At 48.2% G+C, this 21,325-nt stretch carries 20 protein-coding genes and 1 tRNA gene; 10 read left to right on the top strand and 11 right to left on the bottom strand.

The genetic code is table 11. The features are described 5' to 3' along the window. The first annotated feature begins 96 nt into the window (after positions 1 to 96). The 6 genes from A0W33_RS19845 to cphA all read left to right on the top strand — a co-directional run bounded on the left by A0W33_RS19845 (position 97) and on the right by cphA (position 8,178). Entirely contained in the window at positions 97 to 873 is a 777-nt protein-coding gene (locus tag A0W33_RS19845) for a C40 family peptidase (RefSeq protein WP_071890946.1), read from the top strand. Positions 874 to 951: 78 nt separating this feature from the next. After that, positions 952 to 1,455 (top strand): HNH endonuclease, encoded by a 504-nt coding sequence (locus tag A0W33_RS19840; protein WP_068839816.1) that lies wholly within the window; start codon positions 952 to 954, stop codon positions 1,453 to 1,455. A 703-nt stretch (positions 1,456 to 2,158) separates the two neighbouring features. Next, entirely contained in the window at positions 2,159 to 4,060 is a 1,902-nt protein-coding gene (gene rpsA / locus A0W33_RS19835) for a 30S ribosomal protein S1 (RefSeq protein WP_068839815.1), read from the top strand. Positions 4,061 to 4,392: 332 nt separating this feature from the next. Continuing rightward, on the top strand, positions 4,393 to 5,028 hold the full coding sequence (locus A0W33_RS19830) for a class I SAM-dependent methyltransferase (RefSeq protein ID WP_216637168.1): 636 nt from the start codon (positions 4,393 to 4,395) through the stop codon (positions 5,026 to 5,028). Positions 5,029 to 5,129: 101 nt separating this feature from the next. Further along, a tRNA-Cys gene (locus A0W33_RS19825) sits at positions 5,130 to 5,203 on the top strand. Between the two features lie 347 nt (positions 5,204 to 5,550). Then, a complete protein-coding gene (gene cphA, locus A0W33_RS19820; protein WP_068839813.1) occupies positions 5,551 to 8,178 on the top strand; it encodes a cyanophycin synthetase in 2,628 nt (875 codons plus the stop codon). A 215-nt stretch (positions 8,179 to 8,393) separates the two neighbouring features. On the opposite strand, the gene A0W33_RS19815 is transcribed toward cphA, so the two are convergent. After that, positions 8,394 to 9,335: a hypothetical protein gene (locus tag A0W33_RS19815; protein WP_068839812.1), complete on the bottom strand. Its 942-nt coding sequence runs from the start codon at positions 9,333 to 9,335 to the stop codon at positions 8,394 to 8,396. A gap of 113 nt (positions 9,336 to 9,448) precedes the next feature. On the opposite strand from A0W33_RS19815, the gene A0W33_RS19810 reads away from it, so the two are divergent. After that, on the top strand, positions 9,449 to 10,051 hold the full coding sequence (locus A0W33_RS19810; RefSeq protein ID WP_068839811.1) for a methyltransferase: 603 nt from the start codon (positions 9,449 to 9,451) through the stop codon (positions 10,049 to 10,051). An 83-nt stretch (positions 10,052 to 10,134) separates the two neighbouring features. After that, a complete protein-coding gene (gene kdsA, locus A0W33_RS19805; protein WP_139237087.1) occupies positions 10,135 to 10,944 on the top strand; it encodes a 3-deoxy-8-phosphooctulonate synthase in 810 nt (269 codons plus the stop codon). An 85-nt stretch (positions 10,945 to 11,029) separates the two neighbouring features. On the opposite strand, the gene A0W33_RS19800 is transcribed toward kdsA, so the two are convergent. Both A0W33_RS19800 and apaG read right to left on the bottom strand, forming a co-directional pair. Continuing rightward, on the bottom strand, positions 11,030 to 11,773 hold the full coding sequence (locus A0W33_RS19800; protein WP_068839809.1) for an O-methyltransferase: 744 nt from the start codon (positions 11,771 to 11,773) through the stop codon (positions 11,030 to 11,032). Positions 11,774 to 11,904: 131 nt separating this feature from the next. Beyond that, a complete protein-coding gene (apaG, locus tag A0W33_RS19795) occupies positions 11,905 to 12,291 on the bottom strand; it encodes a Co2+/Mg2+ efflux protein ApaG (RefSeq protein ID WP_068839808.1) in 387 nt (128 codons plus the stop codon). Between the two features lie 97 nt (positions 12,292 to 12,388). Here apaG and ung point away from each other — a divergent pair, with 97 nt between their 5' ends. Continuing rightward, positions 12,389 to 13,051, top strand: coding sequence for a uracil-DNA glycosylase (ung, locus tag A0W33_RS19790; RefSeq protein ID WP_068839807.1), 663 nt, complete (start codon positions 12,389 to 12,391; stop codon positions 13,049 to 13,051). A 23-nt stretch (positions 13,052 to 13,074) separates the two neighbouring features. Here ung and A0W33_RS19785 read toward each other — a convergent pair whose 3' ends face one another. After that, on the bottom strand, positions 13,075 to 14,574 hold the full coding sequence (locus tag A0W33_RS19785; RefSeq protein ID WP_082815406.1) for a hypothetical protein: 1,500 nt from the start codon (positions 14,572 to 14,574) through the stop codon (positions 13,075 to 13,077). Positions 14,575 to 15,035: 461 nt separating this feature from the next. After that, positions 15,036 to 15,803, bottom strand: a complete 768-nt coding sequence (locus A0W33_RS19780; RefSeq protein ID WP_068839805.1) for a LolA-like protein — start codon at positions 15,801 to 15,803, stop codon at positions 15,036 to 15,038. Positions 15,804 to 15,934: 131 nt separating this feature from the next. Between A0W33_RS19780 and arsC the strand changes: the two genes are divergently transcribed. Continuing rightward, the gene (gene arsC / locus A0W33_RS19775; RefSeq protein WP_394331612.1) at positions 15,935 to 16,282 is read left to right on the top strand and encodes an arsenate reductase (glutaredoxin); all 348 of its coding nucleotides are present in this window, start codon (positions 15,935 to 15,937) and stop codon (positions 16,280 to 16,282) included. A 112-nt stretch (positions 16,283 to 16,394) separates the two neighbouring features. Here the strand turns inward: arsC and lepB are convergent, their stop codons facing one another. Genes lepB through A0W33_RS19745 form a run of 6 tightly spaced genes read right to left on the bottom strand, consistent with a single transcriptional unit; the run spans position 16,395 to position 21,308 of the window. Beyond that, positions 16,395 to 17,501, bottom strand: a complete 1,107-nt coding sequence (gene lepB, locus A0W33_RS19770) for a signal peptidase I (RefSeq protein ID WP_068839803.1) — start codon at positions 17,499 to 17,501, stop codon at positions 16,395 to 16,397. A gap of 14 nt (positions 17,502 to 17,515) precedes the next feature. Further along, positions 17,516 to 18,232 carry a 4-hydroxy-tetrahydrodipicolinate reductase gene (gene dapB / locus A0W33_RS19765; protein ID WP_068839802.1) on the bottom strand — a complete coding sequence of 239 codons (717 nt, stop codon included), beginning with the start codon at positions 18,230 to 18,232 and terminating at the stop codon, positions 17,516 to 17,518. Further along, entirely contained in the window at positions 18,229 to 18,900 is a 672-nt protein-coding gene (locus A0W33_RS19760; protein ID WP_068839801.1) for a DUF5683 domain-containing protein, read from the bottom strand. The genes dapB and A0W33_RS19760 overlap by 4 nt, the downstream gene beginning before the upstream one ends. A 6-nt stretch (positions 18,901 to 18,906) precedes the next feature. Further along, entirely contained in the window at positions 18,907 to 19,824 is a 918-nt protein-coding gene (locus A0W33_RS19755) for a ParB/RepB/Spo0J family partition protein (protein WP_068839800.1), read from the bottom strand. Positions 19,825 to 19,836: 12 nt separating this feature from the next. Further along, on the bottom strand, positions 19,837 to 20,619 hold the full coding sequence (locus A0W33_RS19750) for a ParA family protein (RefSeq protein ID WP_068839799.1): 783 nt from the start codon (positions 20,617 to 20,619) through the stop codon (positions 19,837 to 19,839). A gap of 8 nt (positions 20,620 to 20,627) precedes the next feature. Further along, the gene (locus A0W33_RS19745; RefSeq protein WP_068839798.1) at positions 20,628 to 21,308 is read right to left on the bottom strand and encodes a metal-dependent hydrolase; all 681 of its coding nucleotides are present in this window, start codon (positions 21,306 to 21,308) and stop codon (positions 20,628 to 20,630) included. Between the last annotated feature and the right edge of the window lie 17 nt (positions 21,309 to 21,325).

Here is a 21,325-nt window from a genome sequence, read left to right as displayed (position 1 = left end):
TCTGCGTTAGGAAGTATAAATTGATGATCTAAAACAAAAAGGTTCTTCATACTCCCATTCATAATTAATAATTCATCATTCATAATTCTCAAAGGAGTGGACTACGGAATAGGTATGCTTAGCGTGGCGCCGATGCGTGCCGAAACCTCTGACAGGGCTGAAATTGTAACGCAGCTTTTGTTTGGGGAATGCTATGAGGTGGTGGCGCAGGAGGGAAACTGGCGCTGCCTGCAGCTGGCAACAGATGGCTACCGTGGCTGGATCGACTTTAAGCTGCATACGCCCGTTTCTGAAGAATACTACAAAGCGTGGTGTCAGACCAAACACTCCCGTTCGCTTGATCTGCTGCAGACCGTGCAGCAGGGGGAAGTGCAAATACCCATCGGCATCGGCAGCTATTTACCTTTCTTCGATGGGCAGCACATCCGGGTAAATGAGGAACGGTTGGCTATCACTGGTACTGTTGTTGCCCCTGATGCTACTCAAACACCCGATGAGTTGATAGCTGTGGCGCACCGTTTCCTCAAGTTCCCATACTTGTGGGGCGGCAAATCGGTATTCGGAATTGACTGTTCTGGCTTTACGCAGCAGGTGTTCGGAATCTGCGGCTACCAACTGCCCCGCGATGCCTACCAGCAGGCCCTGCATGGCGAGGAAGTGCATTTTGTAACGCAGGCGCAACCAGGCGACCTGGCTTTCTTCTCAAATCCTGAGGGGCGAATCACCCATGTGGGCATTGTGCTGGAAGGTCAGCAGATTATGCACGCCCACGGGGAGGTGCGGGTCGATAAGCTCGACCACAACGGCATTTACAACGCCAACCTAAAGCGTTACACACACAACCTGCGCATTATCAAACGAATTTCTTTCTGAACTTCCTGATTTCTTTAAACTTATGGTATACCGCCGCGGTTTTTTCCGTAAAAGGTATCCGTAGGACAGAAATGGGTCATGAAAGAAAAAGTTCTCATCCTTAACCAAGACTTCAGCGCTATTGCCGTTTGTACTGTTCAGAAAGCTTTTCTGCTTGTTTATCTCGAGAAAGCCGAGATGATCAAGGATGCAGAGAACGAAGTTCTGCGCACTGTCAGCATTTCCTATCCAGTGCCCTCCATTATCCGGTTGCAGCGCTATGTGCGGGTCCCTTACCATGGCATTGCGCTTAGCCGCCATAACATCATGCGCCGCGACAACTACAGCTGCCAATACTGCGGTGGCGTCCGCAACCTTACCCTCGACCACCTGCTGCCGCGTTCCAGGGGTGGGGAGACCCAATGGCAAAACCTGGTGACCGCCTGCGCCCGCTGCAACTCCCGCAAAGGCGACCGCACGCCAGAAGAGGCAGGGCTGAAACTGCTCCGCAAGCCAGCACGGCCCTCCTTGCAAACCTTCCTGCAATTTCACCTGAACCAGCACAACCAGGACTGGCGTGTGTACCTGGGGTTGGAGAATTAATTATACTTTATGTATACTAAAGGATTTAGTGAATAAAGCATAGGTAATTAATATTCAGTAAGAATAGAAGATCGCGTTGTCTTACTAGTTTAAGTATGGTTTTGGCTTTAATGCTGCTGAGGCAATGCTTCAAGTATAGCTAGGAGGATGTTTGGAATTTACATTTCTTACTAGATTGATGGGTGAGTGGTGAGCAGTTTTCAGTGGTAGAACGGCTACTGCCACCAGGCGCTCGCGGGTCTGAAGACACCGCGAGGTCTTTAGACCCGGCGCTTTTTTATATCCATACTTCGCTATTTACCAAAGGCCTCACCGTTTGCTTAAGACCTCGCAGCGTCCGCAGGTCCTGCGAGCGTCTGGCCGGTTCTTCAGTTGTTGATTACATCGTTTCGATTCTAGCACGCCCGCATGCTATCGTACAAGAGCGTACACCTCCGCCATACTTGCCAAGTATAAACCCTAACAAGTATAAACACAGCTTTTGCTGCAGAACTAACTTCCTTGTTTGCTTTACTAATTTTCTTAATTCACTCACTAAAAGCGATTTGCAATATCTGCTGAAGCTAGTATTTATTGAATCATTTGTTTACTTTTGCAGTTCATTCAAGTGAATGGCCAGGACACGGTGTTCTGGAATTTATAAACTAAACCAAACCGGCTCATTGCTCTAGGCTGGTGGCTACTGAAGAGCAGAAAAAACAATATGAGTAATTCTCCAGACAATTTCGACTGGGACAAGTTTGAGTCCCAGGGTTTCGGTTCCGGCTATAACCAAGCTGAGAAAGCCGAAATGGAACAAATGTATGACGACACCCTGACTACCGTACAGGAGCAGGAGGTTGTTACTGGTACCGTTGTTGCCGTTACAGATCGTGACGTAATTCTTAACATCGGTTTCAAATCAGACGGACTGGTTTCTGTTTCTGAATTCAGAGACATGCCAAACCTGAAGCCTGGCGACCAGGTAGAAGTATTTATTGAAGACCAGGAAGACCCGAACGGTCAGCTGATCCTTTCCCGCAAGAAAGCGAAGATTGTTAGCGCCTGGGCTCGTATCTATGATGCGCTCGAGAACGACAAGGTGCTGGAGGGTGTTGTGAAGAGAAGAACCAAAGGTGGTCTTATCATGGATATCCATGGTGTGGAGGCCTTCTTGCCAGGTTCGCAAATTGACGTGAAGCCAATCCGTGACTTCGACGTGTTTGTGGGCAAGCAGATGGAAGTGAAAGTTGTGAAAATCAACGCCGCTTTCGACAACGTGGTTGTATCTCACAAAGTACTTATCGAGAAAGACTTGGAGCAGCAGCGTGCAGCCATCCTGAACAACCTTGAGAAAGGCCAGGTACTGGAAGGCGTTATCAAGAACATGACAAACTTCGGTGTGTTCATCGACCTTGGTGGCGTAGACGGCCTGCTTCACATCACTGATATTTCATGGGGACGTATCAACCACCCAGAAGAAGTATTGAACCTTGACCAGAAAGTGAACGTGGTAGTTCTTGACTTCGATGAAGACAAGAAGCGTATCTCTCTGGGCATGAAGCAGCTTACTCCTCATCCGTGGGATGCTCTTCCGGCTGAGATTGAAGTTGGCTCTAAAGTAGAAGGTAGAATCGTAAACGTAGCAGACTACGGCGCGTTCCTGGAACTGATGCCAGGCGTAGAAGGTTTGATCCACGTTTCTGAAATGTCTTGGTCACAGCACCTGCGTAACCCACAGGACTTCATCAAGCAAGGCGACCAGGTACAGGCTGTTGTTCTGACAATGGACCGCCAGGAGCGCAAGATGTCACTTGGCATTAAGCAGCTGACTGAAGATCCTTGGAACAAAGAAAATGTACTGACGAAGTATGCAGTAGGCACGAAGCACACTGGCATCGTTCGTAACCTGACAAACTTCGGTCTGTTCTTAGAACTAGAAGAAGGTGTTGATGGTTTGGTACACGTTTCTGACCTGTCTTGGACGAAGAAGATTAAGCACCCATCTGAGTTTGTGAAAGTTGGTGATAACCTGGACGTAGTTGTTCTGGAGCTTGATGTTCCAAACAGAAGACTTGCCCTGGGCCATAAGCAACTAGAGGAGAACCCTTGGGATACGTTTGAGTCTGTATTCAACATTGGCTCTGTTCACAAAGCTACTGTACTGGAGAAGTCTGACAGAGGCGCTACACTGGAGTTACCTTACGGTATCGAAGGTTTCGCTTTCCCGAAAGGCTTAACTAAAGAAGACGGATCTCAGGTTGAAGCAGGCGAGAGCCTTGACTTCCGCGTAACTGAATTCTCTAAAGACGATCGCAAGATCATCCTTTCGCACACTGCTTCTCACTCTGAAGTAGAAGCTAGCAGAGCTGCCAGAGCTACTAAGAAGCCTGCAGCCGGCGAGAAGAAAGAGAAGTCTTCCTCTTCCGCACCTAAAGTTCAGAAAGACGCTGACAAGTCAACTTTAGGAGACCTGGATGCACTGTCTGCGCTGAAAGAGCAAATGCTGGAGAATGAGAAAGAGGCTGGCGTGAAGAAGTTAGAAGCTGCTGCTGCAAAGAAAACGCAGGATGGCGACAACGACGACACAGCGTCTGATTCTTCTGAAGAAGAAAACAACGCTTAATACTAAGCTTGTTGCATAACAGAAAGCCCCGGAGAGATCCGGGGCTTTTTTGTTTTATATATTCTTTTGGATTGAGATAAAACATAGAATTAGCAATCTGCTTTTACTTATATTGCCAAAAAAATGATAAGCGCCGAATTACATTTACAAGTGCTTTATTATTTATCAAAATCCACCATTTCTTTTACCACTATTTAGACATAGTCTTCAGTTATTGTTAATTGCTACACCTCATGTGGTAGTTAAAATCTATATCGGTTTCCCTATTTAAACACAATTATAATTATTTATTTATGTCTTTCATCACTAGCATTATTAAGCACATTCCACTATTGAAACAAACTAACAGAAATTTTCAAGGAACCGACAACTATTGGGAGGGCAGATACAACTCAGGAGGTAATTCCGGTGCCGGCTCCTACAATCGGTTAGCTGAATTCAAAGCAGATGTTCTCAACAGTTTTGTGAAAAATAACCAAATTCAAACTGTTATAGAATTTGGTTGTGGAGATGGGAATCAGCTTACAATGCTTGAATATCCTTTTTATATAGGTTTAGATATTTCTAAAACAGCTGTGGGAATCTGTATCGATAAATTCAAAGCCGATAAGACTAAAAGCTTTTATTTGTACAATTCATTAGCCTTTGTTGATAATCATAAAATTTTCAATGCAGATGTATCCTTATCTATTGATGTACTTTACCATTTAATAGAAGATGAATTATTTGAGAAATACATTTTTGATTTGTTCAACTCTTCAAAGCAGTATGTTGTAATATACTCGAATGATTACGATGATCGTTCTGCACTTCATGTTCGTGAAAGAAAGTTTACGGATTATATAGAGAAAAACTTTAGTCAATGGAAACTAAAGGAGGTAATAAAAAATAAGTATCCTTACGATCCCAAAAAGTCAGACCAAACATCATCTGCTGACTTCTTTTTTTATCAAAAAACAAATTTATAATTGTCACTAGAGCTGAAAAGCTTATTCTGCTCAAAAAAAAGCGATTTTAGATTTGACAAGTATATTTATCAGAGTATATTTGCACTCCAATCGTTTAACACGGTAACGTGGCCGAGTGGCTAGGCTCAGCTCTGCAAAAGCTGCTACAGCGGTTCGAATCCGCTCGTTACCTCCAAAACCTGCTAAGAATACTTAGCAGGTTTTTTTGTGCCCACACCTTTCAAACCTTCTATATTTCCGGCTGTCCCTGCCCAAGTATAAAAAAGGATGTAATCGCCCGCTCCTTAATCTTTTGATAACTTTATTCGTAATCATCACAACCAACTGCATGTGCTCCATCGCATGCCCTGCATAAAGAGTATACTTCAAAAGTATATGTATTAAGTAAAATGGATTTCTGCGAGGAGCGAATGGGTTGGGAGACTGAATTTTACGCCGTAGGGCTACACCCAGTGTAAGACGGAGGCGGTGAAAAGCTGCTGAGCAGCCACACCGTCTAGCGTACACAGCCAAACAAAACACATGAAAATCGTTGATTTGCGCGTCATGCGCGGACCAAATTTCTGGTCAGTAAAACACCCAAAACTAATCGTAATTAAGCTGGATCTTGAAGACTTAAGTCAGAAGGATACGCGGCAAACGCCACAGTTCACGTCACGGCTGAAGAAACTGTTGCCTGTGCTGCAGTCGCACGCGGCGGGAGAGGGCGCAGAGGGAGGCTTTTTTGAGGCGCTTGCCGAAGGAACCACCTTTGGCCATGTGGTACAGCACGTAGCGCTGGCACTGCAGGCTTTAGCAGGCATGTCCACGAGTTACGGCCGCAGCTATCCTGCACATGAGGAAGGACATATGATGGTGGTGTTTTCGTACCAGGAGGAGCGGGCAGGAGAGCACGCAGCCTATGCCGCTGTGCGAATCATCAATGCACTGGTAAAAGGAGAGAAGGTAAGGCTAACGGAGGATGTGAAGCGCTTGCACGAGATCCGGGAGGATGAATATTTCGGGCCCAGCACTTACTCTATAGTGTCGGAAGCGACAAGCCGTGGTATTCCTTATATCCGCTTAAACCGGCACTCGCTCATTCAATTGGGGTATGGTGTGCACCAGCAACGGATCCAGGCCACTATGACCAACAAGACTGCCTTCTTTGCGGTGGAAATAGCAGGCGACAAAAAAGCCACGAAAGACATACTGGAGGAAGCCGGAATACCGGTGCCAAAAGGAGCCACCATCTACTCGCCTGACGAACTGAAGAACACGCTGGATTGGTTGGGATTTCCTGTTGTGATCAAGCCGCTGGATGGCAACCATGGCAAAGGAGCAACAATCAACATTACAAACCTGAAAGATGCGCAACGCGGTTTTACAGAAGCCCAAAAGTTCTCGCGGGGCGTGATGGTGGAGCAGTTTATAGAAGGATTTGATTTCCGGATGCTTGTGATAAACGGAAAGTTCGTGGCCGCAGCCATGCGTACGCCCGCCATGGTGACAGGCGATGGCACCGCCACGATTAAGCAGTTAATCGACCGGGCCAACCGGGATCCAAGACGCGGCATTGGTCATGAGAAGGAACTTACCCGGATCAAGGTAGACAAGCACACGCGCAATATACTGAAAGGGCTGAACCTGACAACCCAGTCGGTGCTGCCGGAAGGAGAGGTGCTATACCTCAAAAGCACGGCCAACATCAGCACGGGCGGTACGGCCACGGATGTTACGGACCTTGTGCACCCCTACAACATCCTGATGGCCGAACGGATAGCCGGTTTAATTGGTCTGGACATCTGCGGTATTGATGTGATGACCACTGACATCGCGATACCATTGAATGAAACCCGTGGTGCTGTACTGGAGGTGAACGCTGCCCCTGGCTTCAGAATGCATATTTCGCCGACGTATGGTTTGCCCCGCAACGTGGCGGAGCCCGTGGTAGATATGCTGTTTCCTCGGGATAATCCGGTGCGCATTCCGATTGTAGCGGTGTCAGGAACAAACGGGAAGACGACTACTACCCGGCTGATTGCACACATCGTGAAGCACAACGGCTACCAAGTTGGCTACACCACCACAGACGGCATATACGTGCAGGATAAAATGCTGGAGAAGGGGGATACCACCGGCTCCTACAGCGCCGAATTTGTACTGAAGGACCCAACTGTGAACTTTGCCGTGCTCGAATGCGCACGCGGAGGCCTGTTGCGTTCCGGGCTTGGCTTTGAGCAGTGCGACATTGGTATCGTTACCAACGTAAGCTCAGACCACCTAGGGCTAAATGACATCCATACCTTAGACGAACTTGCGCGGGTGAAGGCCGTTATCCCTAAAAGTGTAAGGAAGGATGGCTATGCTATTCTAAACGCGGATGATGACCTGGTGTACGGCATGGCTGGGGAGGTGAACTGCCATGTCGCGCTCTTTAGCATGGATGAGGAAAACCCGCGTATTCTGAAGCACATTGCAAAAGGTGGGCTGGCTGCGGTTTTCGAAAACGGCTATATCTCTATCTTTAAGAATTCCTACAAGATCAGGATAGACCGTGTGGCAGACATCCCACTCACGTTCGGAGGTAAGGCCCGCTTCAACATCGAAAACATTTTGGCGGCAACACTTGCTGCCTACGTCTCTCACTTTGAGGTGGAGGATATCAAAACAGCGCTTCGCACCTTTATCCCGTCACCAAGCAAAACACCGGGGCGCATGAACCTGTTCAAATTCCCGCAATTCGATGTTTTGATCGACTATGCACACAACGTGGGCGGGCTCAAAGCCATTGGCGACTACATCAATGCGTTAGATGTAACGAAGAGAGTAGGAATTGTGGCTGCAGTGGGCGATCGTAGGTCGGAAGATTTTTATGCGGTGGGGCAGGTATCGGGAGAAATTTTTGATGAAGTTATAATTCGGCTCGATCAGGATTTAAGAGGCAAGTCAGCAGACGAAATCACCGGTCCCATGCTGCAGGGCATCGAAGACACTGCCCCTGATAAAAAGGTGCAGGTTATTCCCGTGGAGATGCGGGCCATTGCCTATGCCCTTGAAAATGCCACACCGGGTTCTATAGTGGCCATCTTTACAGACCAGATTGAGGAATGCGTGAAGATGGTGGAAAGTTTTAAGGTTATTCAGGATAGAAAGGTGCTGGTAGAGTAATAACCTGAAACATTCAACGTTAAAAGATTACATGTGAATAATAGACTAATGCCCCTGTTTTATAGCGGGGGCATTTTTTATGGCTGTTTATACTTGTTAGTGCAGTTTATACTTGCAACCGCTAACATCAATCCTCTTACTTGACAAGGATAACGCAAATAAAAAAGCCCCTGCCAAGGGGCAGAGGCTTGATCCTTCGGCTATAGAAGAACAAGTTATTTCAGTACAAAAGTAGTTTTACCGATCAGGAAGCCTTCAGAATAAAGCTCGATGGTATGCTGGCCTTTTTTGTACTCGGCGTTTTTGTCGTACGTAAACGTGATTGGCTGCTGAGTATTGTCGAATACAAAATCGCGCTTGGCTGTATAGTACATGTCTTCGCCCTCGATCTGAAATGTGCCGGAACCCGTGGAAAGGTTGTAAAGCGCAGCGCCATCCGGCTCTATCAATCGCATGTACACTGTTTTTGGTTCTTTTACCGCCACATCGTTTTTACCAAGTTTAAAATCCACGCGAATCTTGTCTACACGCTTGGCCTTAAATTCATTGTCATCGTCTTCTTTCTCTTTGCCCCGCTGGTTCACGATGTTCACATTGATTCCCTGTGCTTCTAGTTTGGAGGCCACGCGCACCTTCTGGTTTAGTTCCTGGTTGCTGGTCTTCATGGTGGTGAGGCTGTCGGCCAGGCGGGTTTGCGTGGTTTTCAGGTCCGTGTTCTCAGTAAACAGCACTTCGTTGTCCTCCTTCAGGCGGGCAATCTCGGTGTCTTTTTCTTTCAACTGCTTCTCAAAGGCAGAGGCTCTGTCGCGGAAACGGCGCTGATCTGACAGGCTGTAGCTTCTGTTGCGGAAGCCGCGAAGCTCGCCCAAATCGGCACTAATTGCCTCAATCTTTGCCTCCAGTGAGTCGTTCTCCAGGCCCATGGCCGACAGTTCCTGGCTCTGACGCTCAAAATCAGCCTTCAGCGCCTCAAACTGCTTTATCTGGTTTTCGAGCTCAACGTTCTTTACTTTGATGATCTCTGCCTGCTCCTCGGTTTTCTCTTTTTTCTGATAGTTCATGTATATCAGAATGCCGTTGATGCTGATTAGAACCACCAGCAGGCCGCCGATCAGCAGTTTACGGTTACTTCTATTTTCAGGAGTGTTTGCTGACATATGTTTTTAGGATTGTTGAATTGCTAAGGGTTAAGCATTAGTTTTATGGAACTCACCTATTACGGTGTGTGCAAGAGTCAAATATATAACTTTTGATTTACTTATCTAACTCGATGAAGCAAGATTTTAATGCAGGTTTCTGGCAGCAGCGCTACCAAAACGACCAAACGGGTTGGGACGTTGGAGGTATAACGCCACCGCTGCAGGAATATTTTGACCAAATGCCAAATAAACACCTGCGTATTCTAATTCCCGGTTGCGGAAACGCATATGAGGCCGAATACCTGCATCACAATAGATTTACACAAGTATACCTAGTGGATGTGGCGCCGGAGCCGCTCCAAAATTTCGCGCAGCGGGTGCCGGATTTTCCGAAAGCGCGGTTACTACAGCAGGACTATTTTGAGTTGCAGGACCAGTATGATCTGATAGTGGAGCAGACCTTCTTTTGTGCCCTTCACCCGGACCTGCGGGCGGCTTATGCCCGTAAAACAGCACAGCTGCTAAAGCCGGGAGGTAAGTTGATGGGACTTTTGTTTGATACCACATTTTCGCAGCCTGGGCCTCCCTTTGGTGGCAACAGCGAAGAGTACCGCGCATACTTTGCGCCATACTTTGAATTTATACATTTCGGAAAATCGCGTAACTCCATCAAACCCCGGCAGGGGCGGGAGCTGTTTATCATTTTGCAGAAGAGGGCAGACGCTGAAGTATAAGCCCTAACTTGAAAAACCGATTCGTTATTCTTGATTCATCCTTGAAAAAACTACCTTTGCCAAAAGGCATAAAAAAGATGACTATGTTCGAAATTCCCAAACTAAAGTATACTGACAGCGGAAATTTTTTCCTTATGGCTGGCCCCTGTGCCATCGAAGGGGAAGAGATGGCCCTGCAGATAGCAGAGCGTATTAAAACCATTACCGACAAGCTGCAAATTCCGTGGATTTTCAAGGGGTCTTACCGCAAAGCTAATCGTTCCCGCCTCGATTCCTTTTCAGGTATCGGCGACGAGAAAGCCTTGCGTATATTGGAGAAAGTAGGAAAAGAATTTGATGTGCCCACTGTTACAGACATTCACGAAAGTGCAGAGGCCGCCATGGCCGCCGCGTATGTGGATGTACTGCAGATTCCGGCATTCTTGTGCCGCCAGACAGATTTGTTAGTGGCCGCTGCCAACACGGGCAAAGTGGTTAATATCAAAAAGGGACAGTTCCTGTCGGGCGAGGCCATGCGTTTTGCCGTGAACAAAGTGCGCGAATCCGGCAATGAGAAAGTAATTCTGACCGACCGTGGCAACAGCTTCGGCTATTCCGATATGGTGGTGGATTTCCGCAACATCCCCGAGATGCAGTCGAACCAGGTGCCGGTGGTAATGGACGTGACGCACTCGCTGCAGCAGCCGAACCAGAGTTCGGGCGTAACTGGTGGCAAACCTGCCTTGATCACAACCATTGCAAAGGCGGCAATTGCCGTTGGCGCTGATGGACTGTTCATCGAAACACACCCGCAGCCAAGTATAGCCAAGTCAGACGGGGCGAACATGCTGCCCTTGGATCAGCTGGAGGAATTGCTGCAAAAGCTTATCCGCATCCGGCAGGCGATCCGCTAAATTCAGATAAAGGATTTTTTGATGAAGGACGAAGGAGAAATATTATCTCTTTTGTCCTTTATCTTTTTCCAGAGATGCTGCCTCGCTAGAAGTATAGCGTGAAGTTCTCCTTCGGCTGTTGCTTGCGGAAAAACACGAGGCCTACGAAATACAAATCAATCGTTTGCTGTACTTGCGGGTGACGTTTAATTTCCTGCCAGGCCTGCTTCATCTCTGCAGACCAGTAAATATCATCCAGTACCAAAACCGTTTGCTCATGGCTCTTGGTCAGGCAACTCTCGAAGTAACTTATGGTCGGCTCGTAGCGGTGGTTTCCATCCAGAAACGCAAAATCCAGCTGCGTCACCTGCTTTAATTGTTGTTGCAGCGTCTCATCCAGATTGCCCTCTATCACCTGAATGTTCTGCAGGCCGAGTTGCTGGAAATTTTTTTGCGCAGCACGGGTAATGTTGGGGCAGCCTTCGAACGAGTAAATATGCCCTTTTTTGCGTGCTTCGGCCAGGTAACTGGTGGTCAGGCCAAGGGAAGTTCCTAACTCAAAAATGATTTGCGGCTGAAAGTGGTTTACCAACCGGAAAAGCAGCTGGCCATACTTGGCTGGCTTGGCAGAGGTGCGGGCTATATCCTTTACCTTACGCGTTTTATGTTTGCTTATTTTGGAGCCGGCGCCGAAGTCCGTTACCTGCAGCTCGCGCTCGTCCTGCAGCAGTGCATCGCGCAGCGCTTCCACATGGTTATAAGCGGGGAAGTGGCCGGTATGGTGCAGCACGTTGTGGAACAGGTCAAAAACAAAAGGAGAGTGAACTCCATGCAGCTTAAAGGCACGCATCCGATACAAGAGGTAATCTACAGCTTGGCGCAGGGGAAACAATGGAAGAATAAATTGAGCTTCAGGAGAATTAAATAGTGCTGCTTAGCGGTTCAAACTTTCTAAAACAGCCATGGAAATGCATTGATAACTTAGTTCAGCTTGTAAGGCACCACTAGTGTGAATTCCGGGATGGTTACGTCGAATTTACGGCCATCTACCATGCGCTCCATTTTATAGGTGCCGCGCATTTTACCGATACCGGTTTTCAGGTTGCAGCCCGAAACGTACTCGTGGCTCTCGCCGGGCTCCAGGGTAGGCTGCTGGCCTACCACGCCTTCGCCTTCCACCTCGCGCATGGCGCCCGTGGAATCGTGGATGTACCAGTGGCGGCGCAGGAGCTTCACGGTAAACTCGCTGTTATTCTCAATCCTGATCTTATAGGCAAAAACAAAGTGCTGCTGCACCGGGCTGGAGTAGTCCGGCAAGTAATTGGTTGTGACTGTTACTTTAACACCTTCAGTTGTTTTTGTATCCATGTTACAAAATTTTTGTATACTGTAGAAACCCTGTCTGTGCAACAAATTGTGCTCGCAAGCGGTTTCTGAAATCTAACCCAACAAGCCTAACCTACGCATGAATGTAAAGATAGAAGAAAGCTGGCAAAATGTGTTACAAGATGAATTTGAAAAGCCATACTTCAAGGAGCTGGTTTCTTTTGTAAAAGACGAATACACCACGCAAAAGGTTTATCCGGCAGGCAATCAGATTTTTAACGCCTTCCAGATGTGTCCGTTTGATGAGGTGAAGGTGGTGATTCTGGGGCAGGACCCTTATCACGGGCCTAATCAGGCCAATGGGCTGGCCTTTTCGGTGAGCGACAAGGTACGGACACCGCCTTCGCTGCTCAACATTTTCAAAGAGATTAAAAGCGACCTCGGCAAAGACATGCCCGCCACCGGCAACCTGGAGCGGTGGGCACAGCAGGGGGTACTGCTGCTGAATGCCACCCTTACGGTTCGTGCAGGCAACGCAGGCTCCCATCAGAAGAAAGGCTGGGAGGAGTTTACGGACGCCGTGGTGCAGCAGGTAAACGAGTTAAAGGAGCATGTGGTGTTTATGCTTTGGGGTGCCTATGCCCAGAAAAAAGGTGCTTTTATTGATGAGCGCAAGCACCTGGTGTTAATAGCAGCGCACCCATCACCCTTTGCCGCCGATCGCGGATTTTTTGGTACAAAGCATTTCAGCAAAGCCAACAAGTACTTGCAGGAGCATGGCAAGGAACCGATTGAGTGGTAATCGGATGCTTATAACTTCAGGTGTTATTTTAAGGTTTTAAACTTCTGCTGCATTACCTGTTGCACTGGTATGTTCTTAATCTTGCTATCGAGCCAGGAGATGATGTCCAGGTAGAGGAATGGCCTACGATACATGGGGTTCTCCGAAATCAACAGCAGTTTTTCCTTCAGCTTAATAAAGGCACTCTTCAATTCAAACGGGCTGGTGTCTGGCAACTCGCGCAGAAACTCGAAGATAGCGACCTGCATCGGCTGCTGGTCGTTCATCTTGCCCAGAAAGTGAAAAACGGATTTTACCTGGTACTCCAGCAGCTCGTCTTTGCCCGCCTCATAGTGCGCAATAAGGTTTAGAATGCGGGCAAAACACTGTATATCCTCGCGCAGGTTCACATCTTTAAAATGGATGATCTTCTCCAAGTATAGTATCGTGCTGTTGTAGTCGCCGCTGCCGAAGTATAAACCGGCAATTTTATAGTAAAAGATGAGCTGCCGGTGCGGGTCGAGCTGTTGCTGAAACACGCGCAGGTTGCGCCGTATGTCCGGCACAATTTTCAAGCCTTCCGTAAAGCGCCCTTCCATATAATAGGCGTTAATCCTATTGGTGTAAATGTAGAGGAACAGCAGCATTTCGATGTTAGGGCTGCTCCGCCTGTTGTTGTCTGCGGCAAAGTCCTCCAGCTGCTGCAGCGCCTCCATAAACTTAGTATAGTAGGAGAGGCTGAAGAGCGCCAACAGCAGGTTGTGCAGCCCTTTGATATAAAGCATTGGCTGCTGCTCCTTCATGTGCGGCTCGGCCTCAAACAGGTCTACCCATTTCTGCGCATAGCGGTAACAGGCTTTAAAATCCTGCATAATGTAGTTGTACCACACGTGGGCCTGGTAGAAGGCAAGCTTTTCCGAGAAGCTCGCCTGTCTCAGGTCGAGGAGGGGGAGTTGCTGCCGGAAAAAGTCAGTGATAGAAGCACACTCCTCAGGGCTGCGCACATGGCCCATTTTAATGTAGAGTCCGTACAAGCGTAGCGCCAGGCTGGAGGCCTTGTGCAGGCGGGAAAGGTGTGCGATGTTATTGGTGGCCTCTTCCGACAGCTCCTCAGCACGCCCTTCCAGGCTTCGGGTAATGTACTGCGACTCGATGTGCTTCTCGAAATCAATGGCCGCAAGCTGTATGTGCGGGTAAGAAGCCTGCTGCGCTGCGGCCTTCACCTTTTCCAGCATTTTCAGGCTTTGCTGGTAAAGCCCCTTGTTATAGAGTACGCGGGCATAGTCGAGTTGCTCATGCAGCTGAATGTCGGTGTTCTGCTGGGCATGGAAAAGGCGCATACTAGCTAGCAACTGCTTGTACAAGTTTGCCTTCAGGTTGGCGAACTGCAGCTTCTTTATACTGGGCACCTGCCTGAGCACGCGCTCCTCGTCATAAGCTGACATTCCATCAAAGGCATCAAAAAGCTGTAGAAACTTAATGTCACCGTTAGAGCTCTGGCGAGTGGCAAAGAGCCGGAAATGCCGTTTTTCTGAACGGGTCAAAGACTTTATTAACTGAAATACAGCATCAGAAGAATTGTTTGACGTTGTAATAATTTTTTGCATATATGTCTGTAAATCAATGGTATACTTGTGGGTATACCTTGATTAGAAATTGTAGGACTATTGAAAATTACTTTTGTGCGCGGCGGACGCTTGTGTTACTTAGCAGAAGTTAAGGAGGTAGCACAGCTGAAACAAGCAATTGTTGTTTCTCGCTTCTTCGATAATTTAAGTTGCCAATACTTCTGCTCGGCACCATTTGGATAATGAGATGAAGCGGCAATAACTTACTTTGCTCTTATATACCTGCTAAGGTTGTTATATATAAAATGTTTTGATTAGTTTTTAATTCCAGATTAATAAAGCTGCATTCTGATAGAGTGCAGTTTTTTGCTTTTAGGGGCCTATTGTAATGAGGTGAAAAGAACCGGTTGCCATACTTCAGCACCCGCTCCGGGATTCTACCAACGCGTGTTTTTGAAGTTAGTGGGTTCGAACCAGGCATTATCTGCCGTGTCCGGGAAGCTTATGTTGTAGTATTCTTCGCGCATAGTAGTTTCGCCATTCGTCTTGAACACTATTTCAGTGGCTACCCAGTTGTTTTCCAGGAGTTTGTAGTTGTTCATTTCCACATCGCGCGTTATGCCGCCGTTATTGGTCACAATACGCAGCACGTACAGTCGCTCCGCATCAACCCAAAATTGACTGCTGCTGCTGTCTGCGGCGTTGGTAGTGCCCACCACAATAGCTTTGCGGCCCTTCCAGTCGGCTGTTGTTGTTTTGTTTAGGTCGAAGTTAAGTTGCTGCAGTTTTGCCACCGTAACCTCAGGCTTGTAGAAGTACACATCAAAGGATAGCAACACGAGCGGGTGAATCTGTGCTTTGGAGGCAGTCAGGTTATTATCAGTAAAGCTATACACCGAGTCTTGGGCAAAAATGACGCCTTTGCCACTCTCAAACCCATCAAAGCGGATGTGCAGCCGGCTTGGTTGGCTGTAAATCTCCTGCCAAACTTCCTCTTTTGTAACGGTGCCTTTGTCATAAAATATGGCACGTTGCTCAAATTTAAAATTAGGATACCATTTGCCTTGCCAGTGTTTGTGCATGGCTTTTACCAATGCTGCGCCACTTTTATACTTGGTTTTGGGCATACCTGCATAACTGAGGCAGGAGAAAAGCAACAGCGCGAGCAAAAGGCAGGCGCTTTGGGTAAAGGTGTGTTTTTCCATAGAGGTTGGTGGAGGTTTAAGTGGCTAAAATTATGAAAATTTTTGTTTACGCCTTGTAAAGATTCTTGTGTTAGGCCCGCTGCAGGTGTTATCTTCGTTTCTACAGCTTATCTTTCGTTTCATCAGATCATATTAAGATGCTCAAAATATACCATAATGCCCGATGCAGCAAGAGCCGCCAGACACTGGAACTCATTCAACAGGCAGGGCAAGACGTGGAGGTGGTGGATTACCTGAAAAACCCACCTACGGCAGAGGAGATCAACCGACTTTTGCAAAAGCTAGACATGAAACCCGGACAGCTCATACGCCAGGGCGAAGCTATTTTTAAGGAGAACTACAAAGGCAGGCAACTAACGGACCATGAGCTGATAGCTGCAATGGTCGCTCACCCGGTACTCATCGAGCGGCCGATAGTGGTGAAAGGAGACAAAGCCGTACTGGGCCGACCTCCTGAAAACGTGCAGCAGCTGCTTTAACAAGTATAAGTACCACTATTTTTTTTCTACCATACTGGCCTTAGCCACTTTCATTAAGCAGCAAAGCCAGGCATAACATGCCTGGCTTTGCTGCTTAATGAAAGTATGCCTACTACTTAATAGTGTTGAAGAGACGGCTCCAGCGGATTTTGTCAAACAGTCCGCCTTCCGGGTTAGTAGACATCCAGATCATCACGGCCTTACCAACTATATGATCTTCCGGTACAAAGCCCCAGTAGCGCGAGTCTAATGAATTGTGGCGGTTATCACCCATCATAAAGTAATAGTCTTGCTTGAACGTATATTGCGTTACCTCTTTGCCGTTAATGAACAATTTTCCGTCGCGTACCTCTGCGTTTTCGTTGCGCTCATACTTCAAGATCACGCGCTCGTAAAACGGCAGCGATTCGCCTGTGATATTCACGGTGGCTCCTTCCTGTGGGATATAGATGGGACCGTAGTTGTCCTTGTTCCACTTTAGTCTGCTTGGTATCTGCGGGAATACAGCTGCTTCGGCATTTCCAGGAATATCTTTATAGAGGATAACTTCCTTCATGAAATCAAGCGCTGCCATCTCTTTGGCTAATTCAGGCGTGGCATCTACCATATACCCGCCTTCAATTAGCTGAACCCCATCCAGGTTGATGTTCCTGTCCTGGAAAAACTTCTGGGAAAGCTGCATCTCTGGCACAAGTATGTACCTGTACTGCAACTTCTCCGGGTTCTCAATTGGCTTTCCGTCAATATATACCTGCAGGTCCTTTATCTGAAGCGAATCTCCGGGCAAGCCGATGGCGCGTTTAATGTAGTTCGTGCGTAAATCAGCCGGGTGGTAATCCTCTGTAGGGTAGTTGAACACCACCACATCGTTACGCTTCACCTCGGAGAAACCAGGCAAGCGGTGCGGCTCCAACTGAATGGCCTCGGAGTAGGAAGGGATGTTTGTTCCCCAAATGGTCTGGTGCGTGAGCGGTACCTGCAGCGGGGTAATCGGAGTGCGCGGGCCATAGTGCAGCTTGCTCACAAACAGGAAATCGCCTACGAGCAGCGATTTCTCCATAGACGGGGTAGGGATAGTATACGCTTCGAAGGTAGCCCAACGAATTAAACTGGCTGCTACCACGGCGAATAAGATGGCATCGCCCCACTCGCGGGCAAAGCTTTTTTTCTTTTTCGGCTCTTTTGTTTCAGCCTTCTTATCCCAGAATTTTACGTTCATCTACTTAAGGATGGTTAGAGGTTCAGCAGGTCCTTCATACCGTACACGCCTTGTCGGCCTTGCAACCAGGCAGCAGCCATTACAGCGCCCTCGGCAAAACCCGCACGACTGTGGGCTACATGCCCCAGTTCAATTTGGTCTACTTCAGAACTGTAAGTTACAATATGGGTGCCAACTACATTGGGCTCACGCTCCGACGCGATGTTTAATTTAGTTTTTTCTTCCGGATTATCAGCCACCCAGCCCTCTAAATCTTTGTAACTAGCCAGTATACCCTCTGCCGTCGTGATGCCTGTTCCGCTAGGCTTGTCTACCTTCTGCAGGTGGTGTATTTCCCGGATAGAAACACCGTACGCTTGGTATTCCTGCATTTTACGGGCAATGTATTCGTTGAAGTGGAAGAACAGGTTTACGCCCACGCTGTAGTTGGAGGCATAAAAAAAGGCGCCCTGGTACTCCTGGCAAAGGGCTTTTGCTTCTTCAAAATGGCTTAGCCAGCCGGTAGAGCCCGACACCACAGGGATGCCGTTCTTCAGACAGTAGCTGATGTTTTCGAAAGCAGACGCGGGATGCGTGAACTCAATGGCCACGTCAGTGTCGGCAGAAGTATACTTCTGTAGTTCCTGCGCATTTTCATGGTCAATCCGGCCCGCTATTTCATGGCCTTGTGCCACAGCCATTTGCTCGATGGTTTTCCCCATCTTGCCATAGCCGATCAGTAAAATTCTCATTTAGAACGGGTATATAAAGTCAATGTAAAAGCGGGAGTAACGCTTCCGGGTTGTGAAGTGACAGGTAGAAGGCTGGGCTCCATGCGTAGCGCCAGATCATCGCTCACGTCAAAGTCTTTCATGTGCGCATGCACATAGGCCTCTGCCACCTGCAACCCCCAGGCAGCTACTGAAAGTATAACAGTCAGGTCGCGATTGCGGCGGTAAAAGTCGCGGCTTCCCTCCAGGTTAATGGTTCCATTTTGTTTTTGTTTGCCATAAACCTGATGATCCACATACTTGTCCACTTCATTGCGCTTACGCTGAAGCAGGGCCACTCTGAAATCCTGGTACTTGTTGTTGTTATCTATAAGGAAAAACCCCAATACAGCGCCTGTGGCGTAAACAATGGGTACTTTCCAATAGGCTTTGTTGTAAAACTGGCCTGCTCCCGGAACAACGGCCGAGAACAAGGCTGCTTTGGCTGGCTTGTCCCACTCACTCAGGAAAAACCATTTTTTCTCATTTATTGAGTCATAGAGAATTGGAATGGGTTCAGCGGCCTCCACTGTCGGCACAAGGGTAGAATCAGGACCTACGGTAATCACCTGCGCCAGCAGCGGGGTAGCCGGAGCAAAGTATAAAACCATGCCCAGCAGCCAGATTACTGTACCTGCCTTTAGCCTCATCGGTTGTTAGTAGTTTAGGATTTCGAGAATACGGTTCAGCTCATCCACCGACACAAACGGAATCTTGATTTCGCCTTTTCCCTCCTCGTTCGCCTTCACCTGTATCTTTGTTCCGAATTGTGACGACAGTCTGGTTTGCACCGACTTTAGCTCATCTTCATACTTGTTGAACTGTAGCTTGTGCTGTGCTTCCGGTTTCTTCTTGGCATTCTGCAGGTTACGCACCAGCTCCTCAACCTTTCGTACCGACAGCTCCTTCGCCACCACTTCCTTAAACACATCGAGCTGCTGCTCCACTGTATCGATGTTAATCAGGGCACGGGCGTGGCCCATGGTGATCAGGTTATCGCGCAGGGCGATCTGAATATCCGGAGGCAACTTGAGCAGGCGCAGGTAATTTGTAACGGTGGTGCGCTTTTTGCCGACGCGGTCGCCCAGTTCTTCCTGTTTCATGCTGCACTCAGAGAGCAGGCGCTGGTAGGAGAGGGCAATCTCAATGGCATTCAGGTTTTCGCGCTGGATGTTCTCAATCAGGGCCATCTCCAGCATCTGCTGGTCATCGGCCTTGCGGATGTAAGCGGGAATTACAGTGAGGCCAGCAATTTTAGAAGCCTGGTAGCGGCGTTCTCCTGAAATCAGCTGATAAGAGTTAGCGTCCAGCTGGCGCACCGTAATCGGCTGAATGATTCCCTGTACTTTGATAGACTCTGCCAATTCCTCCAGCGCGGTTTGGTCAAAATGCGTGCGCGGCTGGTAGGGGTTCGTCTGTATCTGATCAATGGCTATATCTGCGATGGTATTAACTTCGTTTAAGGTGGATGACTCGGTTTTGCCGGTGTATTTATTTCCCTCTAGCAGGGATCCAAGGCCTCTGCCAAGGCCGCCTTTGCGTTTGTTAGGTGCAGAATTCGTGTTTTCGGACATGTACTCGTGTAATTATTTTGCCAGCGCTACACTGTTCTTCTCTGCTATCTCGCGGGCAAGGTTCAGGTAGCTTAACGCGCCCTTGCTCTCTGCATCGTGCAGCAGTGCCGGAATGCCAAAGCTAGGTGATTCACTCAGTTTCACGTTGCGGGGAATAATGGTATCGAACACCATTTGCTGGAAGTGCGTTTTCACCTCTTCCACCACCTGGTTGCTCAGGCGCAGGCGCACGTCGTACATCGTGAGCAAGATGCCCTCAATGGCCAGCTCCATGTTCAAGCGCGACTGTATGATCTTGATGGTGTTCAGCAGCTTGCCCAAGCCTTCCAGGGCAAAGTACTCACACTGCACCGGTATCACCACCGAGTCGGCTGCTGTGAGCGAGTTAACCGTGATCAGGCCAAGCGAAGGGGAGCAGTCGATGATGATGTAGTCGTACTGCTGCTTCAGGGTGCTTAGTGCCTCCCGCATTTTTTCCTCGCGGTTTGGCATGTTGATCATCTCCACCTCGGCACCAACCAGGTCGATGTGCGACGGGATAAGGTCCAGGAAATCGAAGTTAGGCGACTTCAGGATGATATCCTGCGCTTTCACGTCCTCTACCATGCACTCATAAATGCTACTCGTTATGGTGGCAGGGTCAAAGCCCAATCCCGACGTGGCATTGGCCTGCGGGTCTGCATCCACTAAAAGTGTTTTGTACTCTAAAGCTGCCAGGCTGGCCGCCAGGTTAATGGCGGTGGTTGTTTTGCCTACGCCACCTTTCTGGTTTGCAACCGCAATTATCTTTCCCATTCTATCCGCTATAATTCGATAGTTTGACCTATCTCCATCAAAATAAGTTCTTTGTCTACCATTTTCGCCACTTCCATCACCTCTTCCTTGTCTATTTTGATGTAAGGGAACGTGTCATAATGCATCCCGATTACCTTGTCAACCTGCACAAAGTCGGCAGCGATCATGGCGTCATGTACATCCATGGTAAAGTTATCCCCGATTGGCATCAGTGCGAAGTCCACATCAAACTGCTCCGGGATAAGTTTCATGTCATAAGTGAGGGCGGTATCGCCGGCGAAGTAGAATGTTTTCTCCTCCGCTTCCACCACAAAGCCTGCCGCAGCCCCTGCATAGGAGCCATCAGGCAAAGAGTTGGAATGTATGGCACTCACCATTTTAACGGTTCCGAAAGGAAGCGTTACTTTACCGCCAATGTTCATCGGGTGCGTTTTCTCCACACCATTGTTGCCAAACCAGTTGGCAATCTCATGTATGGCGATAATGGTACTGTTATTGTTCTTGGCTATCTGCTCAGCATCGTGCACATGGTCCTGGTGGCCGTGGGAGAGCAGGATGTAGTCTGCCTTGATATCGTCTACGTTTATGCTGGATGCGAATTCGTTGGGGGAGATAAACGGGTCGAACAAGACGCGGTTGTCTCCAATTTCGAATAAGAAGCATGATTGGCCGTAGTACGTTATTTTCATAGTCTGATATATTTAGT

It is taken from the genome of Pontibacter akesuensis, from assembly GCF_001611675.1.
GTDB lineage: Bacteria > Bacteroidota > Bacteroidia > Cytophagales > Hymenobacteraceae > Pontibacter > Pontibacter akesuensis.
Note: the sequence above shows the minus strand (reverse complement) of the source record. Positions and strands in the feature narration are given on the sequence as shown.